We start from the raw sequence: 14,316 nt of genomic DNA, 5'->3' as shown, positions 1-14,316 counted from the left end.
ACGTGCTGAAGAAAATTCTTGTGCCTTGCGTACTGATAACTCTCGCTGCTCAGAGTCAAGCCGCCAGCGACCCTATACACATCACCGTTGCTGGCGCCGTCAAAAACTTATCGCATATGAATATCACGCCCGAGCGCTCGCGCGTGGACATCCTCTCCGAAGGTGCGGGGATCATCATGGCGCAGGGCAAGACGGTCCGCTTTTACGCGCTGTGCAATATCGTCGATACGCTGGCCGGCAAGAAGCAGGTCGATGGCACGGGCGACTGCGAACTGAAATCTACTGCGGGGGGAGTGGCTTACCTCCACTACCGCGGTGATGCAGACCATGCCGATCGCGGATTGATCTCCATAGACAGCGGTACCGGTGATTTTTCCGGTATCTCAGGTAGTGTCGCGGTCGAGGCGACCGTCAATCCTTCCAAAGTTGGAAAGCCCGTCTTTCTGATGGAAGACCGGCAGGACGCCGCCGCTCAGCGGTAAGATCGGGAGTGTGTAGATGAATTTGATTGTCATTTTTGGCCTGATGTTCCTGTTGCTTGCGCTCGATTTTTCGACTGGACAATTTCGCAGCCCGCAAGCATCGAGCAGGCATGAAATCGCCGTTAATCTGCTCAGCCAGGTCATGACATTTTCTGTTCGGGCGCTGCTTCTCGTGGCGCTAGCGTGGCCGATTGCCAGATTTCTACCGCAATGGAAAGGGGCTCTTGCTCACGTCCCGATGTGGCTATTGTTCTTTCTCCTACTGGCCGTCGACGACTACCTCAACTACTGGCTCCATCGCATGGCGCATCATTGGCCATTCCTGTGGCGCCTGCATAAGCCCCACCATACCCCGACCTACCTGAATGTCCTGATGGCGGGACGTGAGAACACGCTCTACTACTTTCTCGTCCCGGCGTTGTGGATGGCGCCCGTGCTGATCTACGTCGGCGCCGGGGGCGCGTCGGCGCTGGTATTTGCATTCAAGGGTATCGTGACATTGCTGCAGCACACAGGCTATCGCTGGGATTTCTGGCTGCGTCGCTATCGCTTTGGCTGTCTGCTACTCAATGTTGTAGAGAAGGTTGTTGTATTGCAGGACTTTCATCACGCGCATCATGGCCTCGGCCGTTACGGCAACGCGTCATCCAACTACGGCAATATCCTGTGTATCTGGGATTCGCTGCATGGCACAACTAGTGGGCAGCAGCAGCCGCGGCGGCAAGATGCGTATGGCGTGCCCGCAGGGATGCCGGTGGAGCCAGGAATGGTTCAATTGTTCTGGCCACTTGCGCGGGCGAAGCGCAGGCGAGCAAAGCACGAGACTGCGCCGGCGCAAAGCTCGGAAGCCGAACTTGCCGCTGCAGCCGCTGTCATCGTTACGGCAAACGGCATCGCAATTGCTGTCGAGAGCTAAAAGGTGTCTGAGCTCTACTGCCCGGAAAGGCCGAACCGAGATGGGCTGGAAACGCCGGGCCAGCGTGAGAAATGCGCTGCGCTGGGCCCGTTCGCCGAGATCAGTGCTTGTGTGGAGCGTGCCGAGCACAAATGGAGATTTCGCTTCGGGAGCGAAGAGTGACCCAAGCGAAGCCCGGGACGGCCGCAGCGCATCGAAAGCAGTCATGGAGATCGCCTTGGCTGAAACGACCGTTTCGGGTCGCTCAGAGACAGTCGTAAGCCACCGTCAGTTACCTCCCGACCTGGAATCCCGCGTGCGCGGCCTGATTCGCCGACTTCGGCCCAATGCTGGGCTGCGAGGCGCTGCGCGAGCGGCACGACATCAAGATTTTGCCAGCCTTGGTATGGCGGATCATATACATTCCCGCCCTTTGCGCGGCTGATGCATTTTGGGTGGGCGCAGCTTCCCGGACACCCGGAAGCCGGCGTCGAACCGCATTTCCGGGGCGAACTGGTGCAGATCGATGGCAGCGATCACGCCTGGTTCCATGCGCTCGACGAGGCGGACCGCGCAACTGATGGGCGCCGCGACCGACCGCTCGCACGCACCCGACCAACCGTATCTGCGGTCACGCGCTCCCGTTACTATGCTAGTAGTCACCATCGACCGGCACGGGAGCGAGCTTGGCCAACCCGGATCTTCTCGATAGCGACCAAATGACCGCGCACGTCGTCGCTGCACAAGCGAGCCCGTGCGACGCACTCGTCATCCGCACGCAGCCCACCGCGGTCGACCGCCCGTGCCGGCGCAAGCGTCTAGCACTCGCCGCGACGATCCTCGGCTCAAGCATGGCGTTCATCGACGGCTCCGTCGTCAATGTCGCGCTACCCGCCATTCAGAGCGAACTCGGCGCGAGCGTCGCGGCGATGCAGTGGATCGTTAACGCCTACCTGCTCTTTCTCGGGTCCATCGTGCTGGTGGGCGGATCGATGGGCGACAAGCTTGGCCGCCGCACGGTATTCATTGTGGGCATCGGGGTCTTCACGCTGGCGTCGGCCGCTTGCGGGTTCGCGCCGGGCGCGAATTCGCTGATCGCCGCGCGCGCAGTGCAGGGCATTGGTGCAGCACTCTTCGTACCCAGTAGTCTCGCGATCATCGGCGCCGTGTACGAAGGCGAAGCGCGCGGACGGGCAATCGGCACTTGGGCGGCCGTCGGAGCGATCACGTCCGCGGCGGCGCCGGTGGCAGGCGGCTGGCTCGTCGACGTGTTGTCGTGGCGCGCGATATTCTTCCTCAACGTCCCGCTTGCAGTGGTGACGATCGCGCTCGCGATTTCGTCGGTGCCGAATAGCCACAAGCTCGATGCGTCTCAACGGTTGGACTGGCCCGGCGCGCTTAGCGTCGCAGCGGGGCTCGCTGCCCTCACCTATGGTCTGACCGAGGCGTCTGCGCGCGGTTTCGCAGATCCGCTTGTACTGTGCGCGATCGGCGCCGGCGCGCTCGCGCTGGTCGCATTCGTGATGATCGAATTGAACAGCCGTCACCCCATGATGCCGCTCGACGTGTTCCGCTCACGCGATTTCACCGGCGCCAACCTCGTCACACTGCTGCTCTACTTCGGCCTGAGCGGCGCATTGTTCTTCCTGCCGTTCACGCTGATCCGCGCACATGCCTATACCGCAACTGAAGCAGGCGCGGCGCTGCTGCCGGTGCCGGTCATCATCGGCTTGTTGTCGCGCTTCACCGGCGGCCTGACGAGCCGCTTCGGTTCACGGATCCTGTTGAGCGCTGGCCCGGGTATCGCGGGAATCGGATTCGTGATGCTGGCGTTGCCGTTTGTGCGCGGCAGCTATTGGGCCGGATTCTTCCCTGCGCTCACCGTGCTCGGGCTTGGCATGACGATCACCGTCGCGCCACTCACAACGACTGTGATGGGCTCGGTGCCGGCTGACCACGCAGGCGTTGCATCCGGCATCAACAATGCGGTTGCACGTGTGGCGAGCCTGCTGGCGATTGCGGTGCTCGGCATCGTGTTCGTGTGGTCGCACCAAGCGGCGCTGTCAGCGCGGCTGGATGAACTGGACGTTCCGAGGGACGCGCGCCTGACCGGGCAGTTGCTGGAGCCGGGGGCGCAAGCCGGGGCAGCAGCGGGCGACGCCCATTTGCCGACTCAAACACCCGTGGCGCTGGCGGAAGCCGAAGCTATCACGGACGCGCTGCGCGCCGTTGCGCTGGTGTCCGCGGTGTGCGCGTTCGCCGGAGCAGGTCTCGCAGTGGCGACCATCCAACCCCGCAGGTGATATGCCTCGTGTCGCAGGACGCGTCCGTTGCCTATCGGCGACCTCCCCTCAACTAGCCGAGATCGGCCAGTTTGAGCCAGTCGCGCCGGGGGCGCCATATGACCCAATCTCCCCGGAAGCTGTCGCCGGATCCTCCTTGAATTTCAAGCCACGACGAATTCCTGACCCGTCCATATGCGCGCCGGCAACGCCTATCTGTCCCCGGTCGCCACTGCCTCGTCCATCGCAACAGCACGCTCCCCCTGCGCACTGGCTGCACCCGCTCTCCCGATCCCCCGCACGAGGTCCGCCGCCTTCTCGCCAATCATGATGGCGGTCGCGTTGGTGTTGCCGCCGATCAGCGTCGGCATCACCGAGGCGTCCGCGACACGCAGGCCTTCCACGCCACGCACGCGCAGTTGCGGATCGACCACCGAGCCAGCATCGCCGCCCATGCGGCAGGTGCCGACCGGATGGAAGATGATGTCGGTCGTCGCGCGGATGAAGGCACGGGCGGCTTCGTCATCGGTGCCGTCGAACCGCAGGCCGGCGTAGTTGTGCGGCGTCGGGCCGAGTCGCGCAAGCGGTTGTTGCTCGAGGACGCGCCGAGCGATGCGCAGGCCGGCCAGCATAGTCTCGACATCGCGCGGATCGGCCAGCAGGTTCTGGTGGATGCGGGGCGCCGTGCGCGCGTCGGCCGATGCCAGCAGGACCTGTCCCCGGCTGTGCGGGCGCAGTACGCAGGCGTGCAGGCTGTAACCGTGCGCGCTGCGTGCCGATGGGTCGCTGAGGGCGGTGGAGAAATGCAGTTGCACGTCGGGATCGGCCAGTGACGGGGCCGTCTTCACGAAGCCTCCGGTCTCGGCGATGTTCGACGCGAACATACCGAAGCGGTCGCGCTTGTAGCGGCGCCATTCGCCGTACAGCCGCAACGCGCCGCGCACGCTGAAGGCGTACAGGTCGGTGCTCGACACGCGCTGCTGCAGCTTCAGGTTCGGGTGCTCCTGAAAATTCTGGCCCACGGCCGGAGCGTCGTGCACGACGGGAATGCCGTGCGTCTTCAGGTGCGCGGCCGGCCCTACGCCCGAGACCATCAAGAGTTGCGCCGAGCCGAAGGTGCCGCCGCTGAGGATGATCTCGCGTCGCGCGCGCAGTGTGAACTCGCAGCCGTCCCGTTCGATCACCACGCCGGTCGCGCGCTTGCCTTCGAAGACGATGCGCAGCACCTGCGAGCCGGTCAGCACGTCGAGATTGGCGCGCCCGCCATTGATGCGGTCGCGGTTCCCGTTGTGCAGGTACGCGCGTGCCGCGTTCCATCGCTCGCCGTCGCGCTGCGTGCGTTGGTAAAAGCCAACGCCTTCCTGTTCTGCGCCGTTGAAGTCGTGGTTGTAGCGCAGGCCGGCGCGTTGCGCCGCCTGCAGGAAGCGGCGGTCGAACGGATTGGTGGAGCGGGTATCGGCGACGTCGAGCGGACCCTGTCCGCCGTGCCGTGCGTCTTCCGCGTGGCCGCCGAGGCGTTCGTTGCGCTCCGAGCGCTTGAAGTACGGCAGCACGTCGTCCCAGGCCCAGCCGTCGCAGCCAGACGCGGCCCAGCGGTCGTAGTCCGACGGCGTGCCGCGGATGTAGATCATGCCGTTGATCGACGAACTGCCGCCGAGTCCCCGGCCGCGCGGCTGGTAGCCGATGCGCCCGCCGAGCGCGGGCTGCGGCTCCGTCGCGTAGCCGTAGTTGAAAGGTCCTGGCTTCGGCACCGTGGAAGCGATGCCGATGGGAATCGTGATGGCCGGATGGAAATCGTGGCCGCCCGCTTCCAGCAGCGCGACCGTGTCGGCGATGCCGTCGGCCAGCCGTGCGGCCACGGCACAACCGGCGGAGCCGGCCCCGATGACGATGAAGTCGAATTCGCGTTGCATGTGTCTTTGTCCCCTGGTCTCCTGGCGCGGCAATTCTTCGCGATTCGGCGCAGCGCATGCAACAGGCAAGACGGGGGGGCTGGGGAAAACCACTAGCGCAGCGGAACTTATGCGACGGTGCACAAGGCACGACAGCGCACAATCCAGCTATCAACGTTGGCGCGGCGTGTCCTCCAATGGCAACGCCGCGCATTCGTGCCCGAACAACCTGCTCTCGATGTCGCTGTTCAGCAGGCCCTCGGCATGCACCTGCTGCAGGATGTCGACCAGCGTGCCCACGGCCGGCTTGGGCGTCCATTGCTCGCGCATCGCGCAGACGATGCCCGCGGTGGCAGGCGCCTTCATGCCCGGCACGACGGCGAAGCGCGACTGGAAATACGCCGTCTTCGTGAGCTCCAGGTCGACGACGCCGAACGCGTTGGTGTTTTCGATGACCTTGCATTGCAGCGAGAAATTCTCGATGCGATGGACGCGGTTCGGCTCCGCATGGCCGCAGATCCGGCTGAGGATGGGATAGAGCGACAGGTCCCAGATCTGCGTGGGGAGGACCATGTCATAGCGCGCCATGTCTTCCGCAGCCGGTGCGGCGAGTGCGTGCAGCGGATGCCCGCGCCGCACGAAGAGCGTGGCGGCAATGGTGGCGACGGGCTCGACGCGGAAACGAGCCTTGTCCGAGAACGTGGAGGCGAGCCCGATGGCCATGTCGATATCGCCCTGGTCGAGCAGTTGCACGCCGCGTTCCTTAGCGCCGGACGTGATGTCAAGCAGCAGCCGCGGATGGCGCCGCACCAGTACTTCCAGCGGCTTAGCGAGCATCCACTCGAACGTGGGCGGGAAGATGCCGATGCGCAGGCTACCGCTAAACGGGTCCGTGCGGCTCGCTTCGCTCAGCAGTTCGTCCGCATCCGCGAGCAGGCGCGAGGCGCGCTCAAGGAAGGCACGCCCTTCGCTGGTTGGCACTACGCCCCGCGACGTGCGCAGGAAGATCGGGAAGCCGACGCGTCGCTCCAGCTCGGCCACGCTCTTGGTGACGGCCGACTGCGTCACATTCACCGCTTCGGCCGCCTTCGTGAACGAGCCGAACCTGCCCACGGCGACAGCCTGCTTCAGACGCGCATCCATTCTCCTTTCTCCCTCATACCGGTCGCCGACAGGCATTGATTCTGCCACGCGCGGCGCCCGCGCGTCTCTGGGGACCAACCCGGTCCGCGGGCGGTATGACTTTCAGGAATGCCGCGGAAAAAGTTGAATTGGACACCCTCAACAGCCGATGCGAGCATGAAAAAACCAGACGATGTGTTTCGGCCCCGAGTCGGGCGCCAGTCGAAAAGAATGAAGGAGACAGTGAGATGGACAACTACGACGCCATTGTGGTCGGCGCGGGATTTTCGGGCCTCTACATGCTGCATCGCCTGCGCGAGGCGGGCCTCTCGGCGCGGGTGTACGAGGTCGGCAACGACGTGGGCGGCGTGTGGTACTGGAACCGCTATCCGGGCGCCCGCTGCGATGTCGAGAGTATCTACTACAATTTCACGTTCTCGAAGGACCTGCTGCAGGACTGGACGTGGTCGAGCCGCTACGCGGAGCAGCCGGAAATCCTGTCCTATCTGAACCACGTGGCGGACCGCTTCGATCTGCGTCGTGACGTGCAGTTCCGCACGCGTGTCGTCTCCGCGCACTTCGACGAAGCGGCCGGCAAGTGGCGCGTGCGGACCGACGACGGCCGCGAGGTCACGGCGAAGTACTTCATTTCGGGCGTCGGCTGCCTGTCGTCGTCGAGTACGCCCGCCTTCAAGGGGCTGGAGCAATTCGGCGGCGCGCAGTACCACACGGGCACGTGGCCGCACGAGCCGGTCAGCTTCGCGGGCAAGCGCGTTGGCGTGATCGGCACCGGGTCGAGCGGCGTGCAGGCCATCCCGCAGATCGCCGCGCAGGCGGAACACCTGTACGTGTTCCAGCGCACGGCGCAATACAGCACGCCGGCCGCCAATCATCCTTACGACCGCGCATATGTCGACGGGATCAAGGCCAACTATCCGGCGCTGCACGCCACGGTGATGAAGTCGTGGGGCGGCACCACGACCCGGCCGCGCGGCGACCGCTCCGCGTTCGAGGATACCGAAGTGCAGCGCCTGCAGCGCTACGAGCAGGCATGGACCGAAGGCGGCTGGATGCACGGTCTGTACAAGGATCTCGTCACGGACGCGAGCGCCAACGAGACTGTGTGCGAATTCATCCGCAGCAAGATCCGCGAGATCGTGAAGGATCCGAAGATCGCCGCCAAGCTCACGCCGACATACCTGTACGGCGTGAAGCGTCCGGTCATGGATACCGGCTACTTCGAGACCTACAACCGCGACAACGTGACGCTCGTCGACGTAAAGGCTGACCCGATCGCGGAATTCATGCCCACCGGCCTGCGCACCCGCGACGCAGAGTATCCGCTCGACGCAGTCGTCTTCGCCACCGGCTACGACGCGATGACCGGCGCGCTGCTCAAGATCGACATCCGAGGCCGCGACGGCGTGACGCTGCGCGACAAATGGGCCGACGGCGAGCGCATCCGCACCTACCTCGGCCTCGCCACTGCCGGTTTTCCCAACATGTTCACGATCACCGGACCGCAAAGCCCATCGGTGCTTTCTAACATGGTCTGGTCGATCGAGCAGCACGTGGAATGGATCGACGCCTGCATCCGACGCATGGAGGCGAACGGCATCGGTGTCATCGAGGCGAAGCCGCAGTCGGAAGAAGCCTGGAGCAAGCATTGCCATGAAGTGGCCGACGCCACGCTCTTTCCGAAGGGCGAGTCCTGGTACAACGGATCAAACGTCGAAGGCAAGAAGATGAGCTTCCCGATCTACCTCGCTGGCATCAGCGTCTACCGGGACATCTGCGAGCGCGTGGCGGCGAACGGCTACGACGGCTTCCTGCAGGCCTGAGGAGAGGGATCGACATGGCGCTCGACCAGCAATCCCGCTACATCCTGGACATGATCGCGGCCGTAGGCAGGCCGCCGCTGCACACCTGCACGCCGGAACAGGCGCGGCAGTCCTTCGACTTCCGCAAGCTCGCCGGTCCGCCCGATGACATCGTGCGCGTGGAGGACATGGCGATTCCCGGCCCGGCCGGCAAGCTCCGCGTTCGCGTCTACACGCCGCACGGTGACGGCCCGTTCCCCGCGCTGGTGTACTGCCACGGCGGCGGCTGGGTGGTGGGCGACCTCGACACGGTGGACGTACCGTGCCGCCGCCTCGCCAGTCGCGCGGCGTGCGTGGTGGTGTCGGTCGACTACCGGCTCGCACCGGAACACCGGTTTCCCGCCGCCGCCGAAGATGCCTACGCAGTATTCCAATGGCTGGTGGAACACGCGCCCGCGAGGCACGTCGACGCCACACGCATCGCCGTGGGAGGCGATAGCGCCGGCGGCAACCTCGCCGCAGTCGTCGCGCTGATGGCGCGTGACCGCGTCGCGCCGCAACCGTGCTTCCAGGTGCTGCTCTACCCGGTGACCGACGGCGCGCTCGACACGCCGTCGTACCGCGAGAACGCCGAGGGCTACATGCTCACGCGCGACAGCATGGTCTGGTTCTGGAACCACTACGTGGGCGATGCCGACCGCACGCATCCTTACGCCTCGCCGTTGCGCGCCGAACACCATCGCGGTCTGCCGCCAGCTTTCGTGATCACGGCGGAGTTCGATCCGCTGCGCGACGAGGGCGAAGCCTACGCGCGCCGTCTTGCAGAGGCCGGCACGCCGGTGGAATGCAAGCGGTATGACGGCACCATCCACGGCTTCTGCTGGATGCCGGGCGTACTGGACAAGGGCCGGCAGGCACTCGACGACACGGCGGCCGCGCTCAGGGCGGCGTTCCAGAGCGACGATCGATAAGAGGTACGGACATGCGACTGCAAGGCAAGGTTGCAATCATCACCGGTGCGGCGGGCGGTATCGGCCGCGCTACCGCGCTTGGTTTCGCGCGCGAAGGCGCAAGCATCGTGGTGACCGACATCAATCGCTACGGCGCGCAGGAAGTCGCCGACACGATCAACGCAGCCGGCGGGCGCGCCGTGGCACTGGCGCACGACGTGGGCTGCGAAACGCAGTGGACGCAAGTCGTCGGCGCTGCCGTCGAGGCGTTCGGTACGGTGGATGTGCTCTTCAACAATGCGGGCATCTTTGTGCTCAAGCCGCTTGTCGAGACCACACTCGATGAATGGAACCGCCTGATGGCGATCAACGTCACGGGCGTGTTCCTAGGTATGAAGCACGTCATGCCACTGATGGCGCGCGCGGGCAAGGGCTCGGTCATCAACGTGTCGTCGGTTGCCGGGTTGGTCGGCTCGCCCCGGTCCGCGATGTACAGCGCCAGCAAGGGCGCCGTGCGCGCCATGACCAAGGCTGCTGCGTTGGAGTTCGCTGCCCGGGGCGTAAGGGTCAACTCGATCCATCCCGGGCTCATCGATACGGCGATGGCGGACTACGCTTCGGGCACGGCGGGACGCAGCAAGCAGGACCTCGGCCAGGTTATGTCGCCGATGGGGCGACTGGGCACGGCGGATGAAGTCGGCGGCCTCGCACTGTTCCTCGCTTCGGACGAGTCGTCCTACATGAACGGTGCCGAACTCGTGCTGGACGGCGGATTCACGGCGGCATAGCCGGCAACCACAGACTGAATGGAGGGCATCGACATGAAGCTCAAGGACAAGGTCGCCATCGTAACGGGCGGTGCCAGCGGTATTGGCGAGGCAACGGTTCGGCTGTTTGCGTCGGAAGGCGCCAACGTGGTCATAGCCGACCGCTCGGCACTCGGCGAGAAGCTGGCGCGTGAACTGGGCGCAAGCGGCTTTGCTGCGCACTACAGCGAAGTCGACGTGTCCCGGGAGGACGACACACGCAGGCTCATCGATGACACCGTGAACCGCTTCGGACGGCTCGACATCATGGTGGCCAATGCCGGCATCGCGCATCCGTCCGCACCGGTCGAGGACGTCAGTGTCGAGCAATGGCAGCAGATGATCGACGTCAACCTGACTGGCGTCTTCCTGAGCAACAAGCTTGCCATCGTGCAGATGAAGAAGCAGGGCACCGGTGGCGCAATCGTCAACATGGCGTCGATACTCGGCCATGTCGGCATGCCGGGTGCCGCGTCGTACAACGCGGCAAAGGGCGGTGTGGTCAACCTGACGCGTTCGCTTGGCGTCGCCTATGCGAAGGACGGCATACGCGTCAACGCGGTATGCCCCGGCTTTGTAGCAACACCGCTGATCGAGCGGGCCAGCGACGAAGCGCGCGCGCGTCTCGTGGCGGCGCATCCGATCGGCCGCCTGGGACAAGCCGATGAGGTCGCAAAGGCCGTGCTGTTTCTCGCGAGCGACGATGCATCGTTCGTCGTGGGTACGAGCCTGATAGTCGACGGCGGCTATTGCGCGCAATGAGGAGACGACCGATGAAGGGCTTGCGTGCGACAGCAACCGCGGGCGCCGCGCTGCTCATGCTGGCGGCCTGCATGGCGCCGTCCGCGCCGCAGGGTGGTGGCGCAGGCGAGCCGTACGTCCAACAGCAACAGGCCTCCGCGCCGACGGACCGGCAGATCAGCGACGCCTACCTCTACCTGCTGGGCCGCGTGCTGATTCTCCGCCAGCAGCGGCTCGACTTCGCGCGGGACCGATTCCAGTGGAACCAGCTCGTCTACCGCGAGCCCGGCGGCGTGGCGTGGGCGAATCCGAACCTGGATGTCGCCTATTCCGAAGCGTGGGTGGCAGTTGACGAGAAGACGTGCGTGCGGCTCGATATGCCGAAGGTGAATGGGCGGTATTACACCTGGCACATGCTTGACGGCTGGGGCGATACCGTCCTCAATATCAACGAACGCACCTATCCGTCGCATCCCGATGGCAGCTATGCGCTGTGCCTCAAAGGGGCAGCCGTCAGTGTGCCGGCGGGCCTGCAACGCATCGATCTACCGGGCAAGACCTTCCGTGTGCTGGCTCGTATCGAGCTGGGCGCGGACCCTGCCGGTGCTGCACGCCTTCAGCGGCGGTTCACGCTGATGCCACTGGGACAGCCGAAGATCGATCCGCCGATCGAGGTACCGGTCTTCACCAACAAGAACCTGCCCGGTGCCGAGGTATTCGACTGGACAGATGCCATCCTCCGCGGCGAGCCCGATATCAATCCAGGCATGGCGGCGGTTCGCGCGCAGGTGGCTTCCGTCGCCGCCTTGGCACGATCTGGTGCCGAGGGACGTGCACGGGTCGATCGCACGATCCGCGAGCAGGCCTGGCAGGCGCTCCAGGCTCAGATCCGAAACCTGGGCACGGTCCGCAACGGCTGGGTCCGGCCGTCGATTGTCGGTAACTACGGCAGCGACTACAAGACGCGGACGGCCGTGAACCTGGTCGGCATCTGGGCGAACAACAGCGCCGAGGTGGCCTACTTCGGCAACCGCGGGCTCGATGGCGGGCAGGTGTATTCCCAGACGTTCCCGGCCGCGGCGCTGCCGTCGAAGCGTGCGCGGTACTTCTGGTCGGTGATAGCGGTCGATGCGCAGGACTTCAAGGTCATTCCGAATCCGATCAGCCGATTTCTGCTGAACAAGGAGTCGGCGCTGAAGTACAACGCGGACGGCTCGCTGACGATCGTCTACGCCCCCACGCTGCCGTCGGGTACGCCCCGATCGAACTGGCTGCCGACTCCCGCCGGGAGCCGCTACAACCTGACGTTCCGCTACTACGGCCCGGATGCCGAGGTCGCGAACGGCGATGCCTATCCGCCGGCGCTTGTCCGGGTGGACTAGCCCGGGCCGCTGAAGCTGGGCAATTGCGGCGCATCGGATGAACAACCGGAAGGAGAGCAGATGAAAGTACGATTCTGTGGCGTGGTCGCTTCCACGCTGATCGGCACGGTCGCCTTGAGCGCCCACGCACAGTCCGCAGCGCCGGTAGCCGTCACCGTCGACAATTTCCCGCGCGCGGAGTCGGACCGGTACTTCGAGCGGGTCGTGAAACGCGGCGCGCTGGGCCGCTTCATGCATGCGAGGAGCCTCATGCCGGTCGAGGCGCAGACCGTCGTGCGCGGCAACCGCGACACGTTGTACTCCAGCGCCGTGTTCGATCTCGACGCCGGCCCGGCCACACTCACGCTGCCGGACGCCGGCACGCGCTACATGTCGCTGTCGGTCTTCAGCGAGGACCACAATGTGGCCGCGGTCCGCTATGGCACGGGCCGCTACACGCTGACGAAGGAAAACGTGGGAACGCGCTACGCGCTAGTCGGCATCCGCACGATGGTGGACCCGCGCGATCCTGCGGACATGCGCGCGGCGCACGCCCTTCAGGATGCGATCACCGTCAGTCAGCCCGGTGGTCCCGGCCGGTTCGACATGCCCGCATGGGATACCACCAGCCAGGATGCGCTGCGCCGCGCATTGATCACACTCGGCGCGACGGTCCCAGATTCACGCGGCATGTTCGGGCCAAGCGGCATGGTCGATCCCGTCCGTCATCTGGTTGGCAGCGCCATCGCATGGGGCGGCATCCCGGAGCGCGATGCGCTCTACCTGATCACGAAGCCGGCACACAACGACGGCAAGACGGCGTACCGGCTCGACGTGCCGCAAGTCCCGGTGGACGGCTTCTGGTCGGTCAGTGTGTACGATGCGACCGGATACTTCGCGCCCAATGCGCAGGGGGCCTACACCGTCAACAGCCTGACGGCGAAGCGGGGGGGCGACGGCACGGTGTCGATCCGCTTCGGCGATTGCGGGTCGGACAGCCCGAACTGCATCCCAGTCATGCCGGGGTGGAACTACATGGTGCGGTTCTACCTGCCGCGCGCGGAGATCCTCGACGGGCGGTGGACGTTTCCGGATGCGCTGCCGGTGCCGTGAGCGGACGCCATCAGCAAAGAGAGGGGTCGCTTCTTACCACGGGGGGTAGAGTGTCCGCTCTACTTCAGGTGGAGCCGTTCGCCTTCCACGCCCGCCGTGGCCGATCGTTCGAATCATGGATACTTTATCGGCGCGGCTACGCCGGGCAGACAGGGGTGCGCATGGCGTTTGCAACGGGGACCAGCCGATTACCGTCGGCGTCACTGACGATCTGCGATACGGCAATCGAGCGGAGCGCATTGCCCACCAGGATCTCGTAGTCCTTGCCTGGCTCAAGGGTCATGCGCCACTGTACGTAGCGGGGGAACATGTTGAGGGTTCCGGCGCCTTCCATCATCTTGAAGCGCAGGGCAATCGGTACCCCTGCACGTACCCGGGTCTCGGCATAGGAGATCGAAGGGTATTGTTCGCCGCCAGGCATGCCAAGACGACTCAGCCTGCTCTCAACGATCCATTGAATGGCGTGGGTGTCGTAACTCACCTGGACAACACGGCCTGCCGTGGCGTCTGTTTCAAAAAAACACGGGGTCGGCATTGCTTCGCTGACGAATACGCTGCCGGGCTCGGCCAGGCGGAATCGAACGCGTGCCCCATCCTGTCCGGGGTCCACCGTCGAGACCATTTCCGCACAGCCTGCGAGCAGGGTGCTTATCAGCAGGGCAGCGGCCGTGCGTGGAACCCAACGTGGGGATGGAATCCGTTGCATCATTGGGCTGCCTTCAGCGTGATATCGACGTCACCGGTATAGGAATAGGGGACGCCCCAGATGGTGCCATTTTCCGAAGCAATGGTGGACCGCACGGACAGTGGACTTCCGGAGTACACAACGACATAGCGAGCCTGGCTCGGAAC

General features: G+C 64.9%; 12 protein-coding genes. 9 read left to right on the top strand and 3 right to left on the bottom strand.

Translation table 11 applies throughout. The features are described 5' to 3' along the window. Positions 1–2 precede the first annotated feature (2 nt). The 3 genes from AC1RWI_RS10405 to AC1RWI_RS10395 all read left to right on the top strand — a co-directional run bounded on the left by AC1RWI_RS10405 (position 3) and on the right by AC1RWI_RS10395 (position 3,680). The gene (locus tag AC1RWI_RS10405; protein WP_492866177.1) at positions 3–482 is read left to right on the top strand and encodes a hypothetical protein; all 480 of its coding nucleotides are present in this window, start codon (positions 3–5) and stop codon (positions 480–482) included. Between the two features lie 16 nt (positions 483–498). Then, entirely contained in the window at positions 499–1,398 is a 900-nt protein-coding gene (locus tag AC1RWI_RS10400) for a sterol desaturase family protein (protein ID WP_492866175.1), read from the top strand. 698 nt (positions 1,399–2,096) lie between these two features. Then, positions 2,097–3,680, top strand: a complete 1,584-nt coding sequence (locus AC1RWI_RS10395) for an MFS transporter (protein ID WP_492866222.1) — start codon at positions 2,097–2,099, stop codon at positions 3,678–3,680. Between the two features lie 191 nt (positions 3,681–3,871). Here the strand turns inward: AC1RWI_RS10395 and AC1RWI_RS10390 are convergent, their stop codons facing one another. Both AC1RWI_RS10390 and AC1RWI_RS10385 read right to left on the bottom strand, forming a co-directional pair. After that, the gene (locus tag AC1RWI_RS10390; protein WP_492866173.1) at positions 3,872–5,572 is read right to left on the bottom strand and encodes a GMC family oxidoreductase; all 1,701 of its coding nucleotides are present in this window, start codon (positions 5,570–5,572) and stop codon (positions 3,872–3,874) included. A gap of 150 nt (positions 5,573–5,722) precedes the next feature. After that, positions 5,723–6,694: a LysR family transcriptional regulator gene (locus tag AC1RWI_RS10385; protein WP_492866171.1), complete on the bottom strand. Its 972-nt coding sequence runs from the start codon at positions 6,692–6,694 to the stop codon at positions 5,723–5,725. Positions 6,695–6,921: 227 nt separating this feature from the next. On the opposite strand from AC1RWI_RS10385, the gene AC1RWI_RS10380 reads away from it, so the two are divergent. The 6 genes from AC1RWI_RS10380 to AC1RWI_RS10355 are packed head-to-tail and all read left to right on the top strand — an operon-like array spanning position 6,922 to position 13,464. After that, positions 6,922–8,514: a flavin-containing monooxygenase gene (locus AC1RWI_RS10380; protein WP_492866169.1), complete on the top strand. Its 1,593-nt coding sequence runs from the start codon at positions 6,922–6,924 to the stop codon at positions 8,512–8,514. Between the two features lie 14 nt (positions 8,515–8,528). Further along, positions 8,529–9,464 carry a LipP1 family hormone-sensitive lipase gene (gene lipP1, locus AC1RWI_RS10375; protein ID WP_492866167.1) on the top strand — a complete coding sequence of 312 codons (936 nt, stop codon included), beginning with the start codon at positions 8,529–8,531 and terminating at the stop codon, positions 9,462–9,464. 11 nt (positions 9,465–9,475) lie between these two features. Next, positions 9,476–10,231 (top strand): SDR family NAD(P)-dependent oxidoreductase, encoded by a 756-nt coding sequence (locus AC1RWI_RS10370; protein WP_492866165.1) that lies wholly within the window; start codon positions 9,476–9,478, stop codon positions 10,229–10,231. 18 nt (positions 10,232–10,249) lie between these two features. Beyond that, complete coding sequence (locus AC1RWI_RS10365; protein ID WP_492866163.1) at positions 10,250–11,011, top strand: SDR family NAD(P)-dependent oxidoreductase; 762 nt, start codon at positions 10,250–10,252, stop codon at positions 11,009–11,011. Between the two features lie 11 nt (positions 11,012–11,022). Then, positions 11,023–12,372, top strand: coding sequence for a DUF1214 domain-containing protein (locus AC1RWI_RS10360; RefSeq protein ID WP_492866161.1), 1,350 nt, complete (start codon positions 11,023–11,025; stop codon positions 12,370–12,372). A 60-nt stretch (positions 12,373–12,432) separates the two neighbouring features. Beyond that, positions 12,433–13,464, top strand: coding sequence for a DUF1254 domain-containing protein (locus AC1RWI_RS10355; RefSeq protein WP_492866159.1), 1,032 nt, complete (start codon positions 12,433–12,435; stop codon positions 13,462–13,464). Positions 13,465–13,600: 136 nt separating this feature from the next. Here the strand turns inward: AC1RWI_RS10355 and AC1RWI_RS10350 are convergent, their stop codons facing one another. Further along, the gene (locus AC1RWI_RS10350) at positions 13,601–14,173 is read right to left on the bottom strand and encodes a hypothetical protein (RefSeq protein WP_492866157.1); all 573 of its coding nucleotides are present in this window, start codon (positions 14,171–14,173) and stop codon (positions 13,601–13,603) included. Between the last annotated feature and the right edge of the window lie 143 nt (positions 14,174–14,316).

The sequence above is a fragment of the Cupriavidus sp. MPR-AND1C genome (assembly GCF_058809705.1).
This window is presented reverse-complemented; position numbering and strand designations above follow the sequence as displayed.

What these genes read in the sequence shown, in the direction of transcription:
- AC1RWI_RS10390 (WP_492866173.1), bottom strand. Translation starts at nt 5,572, where the DNA reads ATGCAACGCGAATTCGACTTCATCGTCATCGGGGCCGGCTCCGCCGGT.
- AC1RWI_RS10360 (WP_492866161.1), top strand. Translation starts at nt 11,023, where the DNA reads ATGAAGGGCTTGCGTGCGACAGCAACCGCGGGCGCCGCGCTGCTCATG.
- AC1RWI_RS10370 (WP_492866165.1), top strand. Translation starts at nt 9,476, where the DNA reads ATGCGACTGCAAGGCAAGGTTGCAATCATCACCGGTGCGGCGGGCGGT.
- lipP1 (WP_492866167.1), top strand. Translation starts at nt 8,529, where the DNA reads ATGGCGCTCGACCAGCAATCCCGCTACATCCTGGACATGATCGCGGCC.
- AC1RWI_RS10365 (WP_492866163.1), top strand. Translation starts at nt 10,250, where the DNA reads ATGGAGGGCATCGACATGAAGCTCAAGGACAAGGTCGCCATCGTAACG.
- AC1RWI_RS10385 (WP_492866171.1), bottom strand. Translation starts at nt 6,694, where the DNA reads ATGGATGCGCGTCTGAAGCAGGCTGTCGCCGTGGGCAGGTTCGGCTCG.
- AC1RWI_RS10400 (WP_492866175.1), top strand. Translation starts at nt 499, where the DNA reads ATGAATTTGATTGTCATTTTTGGCCTGATGTTCCTGTTGCTTGCGCTC.
- AC1RWI_RS10350 (WP_492866157.1), bottom strand. Translation starts at nt 14,173, where the DNA reads ATGATGCAACGGATTCCATCCCCACGTTGGGTTCCACGCACGGCCGCT.
- AC1RWI_RS10355 (WP_492866159.1), top strand. Translation starts at nt 12,433, where the DNA reads ATGAAAGTACGATTCTGTGGCGTGGTCGCTTCCACGCTGATCGGCACG.
- AC1RWI_RS10395 (WP_492866222.1), top strand. Translation starts at nt 2,097, where the DNA reads ATGACCGCGCACGTCGTCGCTGCACAAGCGAGCCCGTGCGACGCACTC.
- AC1RWI_RS10380 (WP_492866169.1), top strand. Translation starts at nt 6,922, where the DNA reads ATGGACAACTACGACGCCATTGTGGTCGGCGCGGGATTTTCGGGCCTC.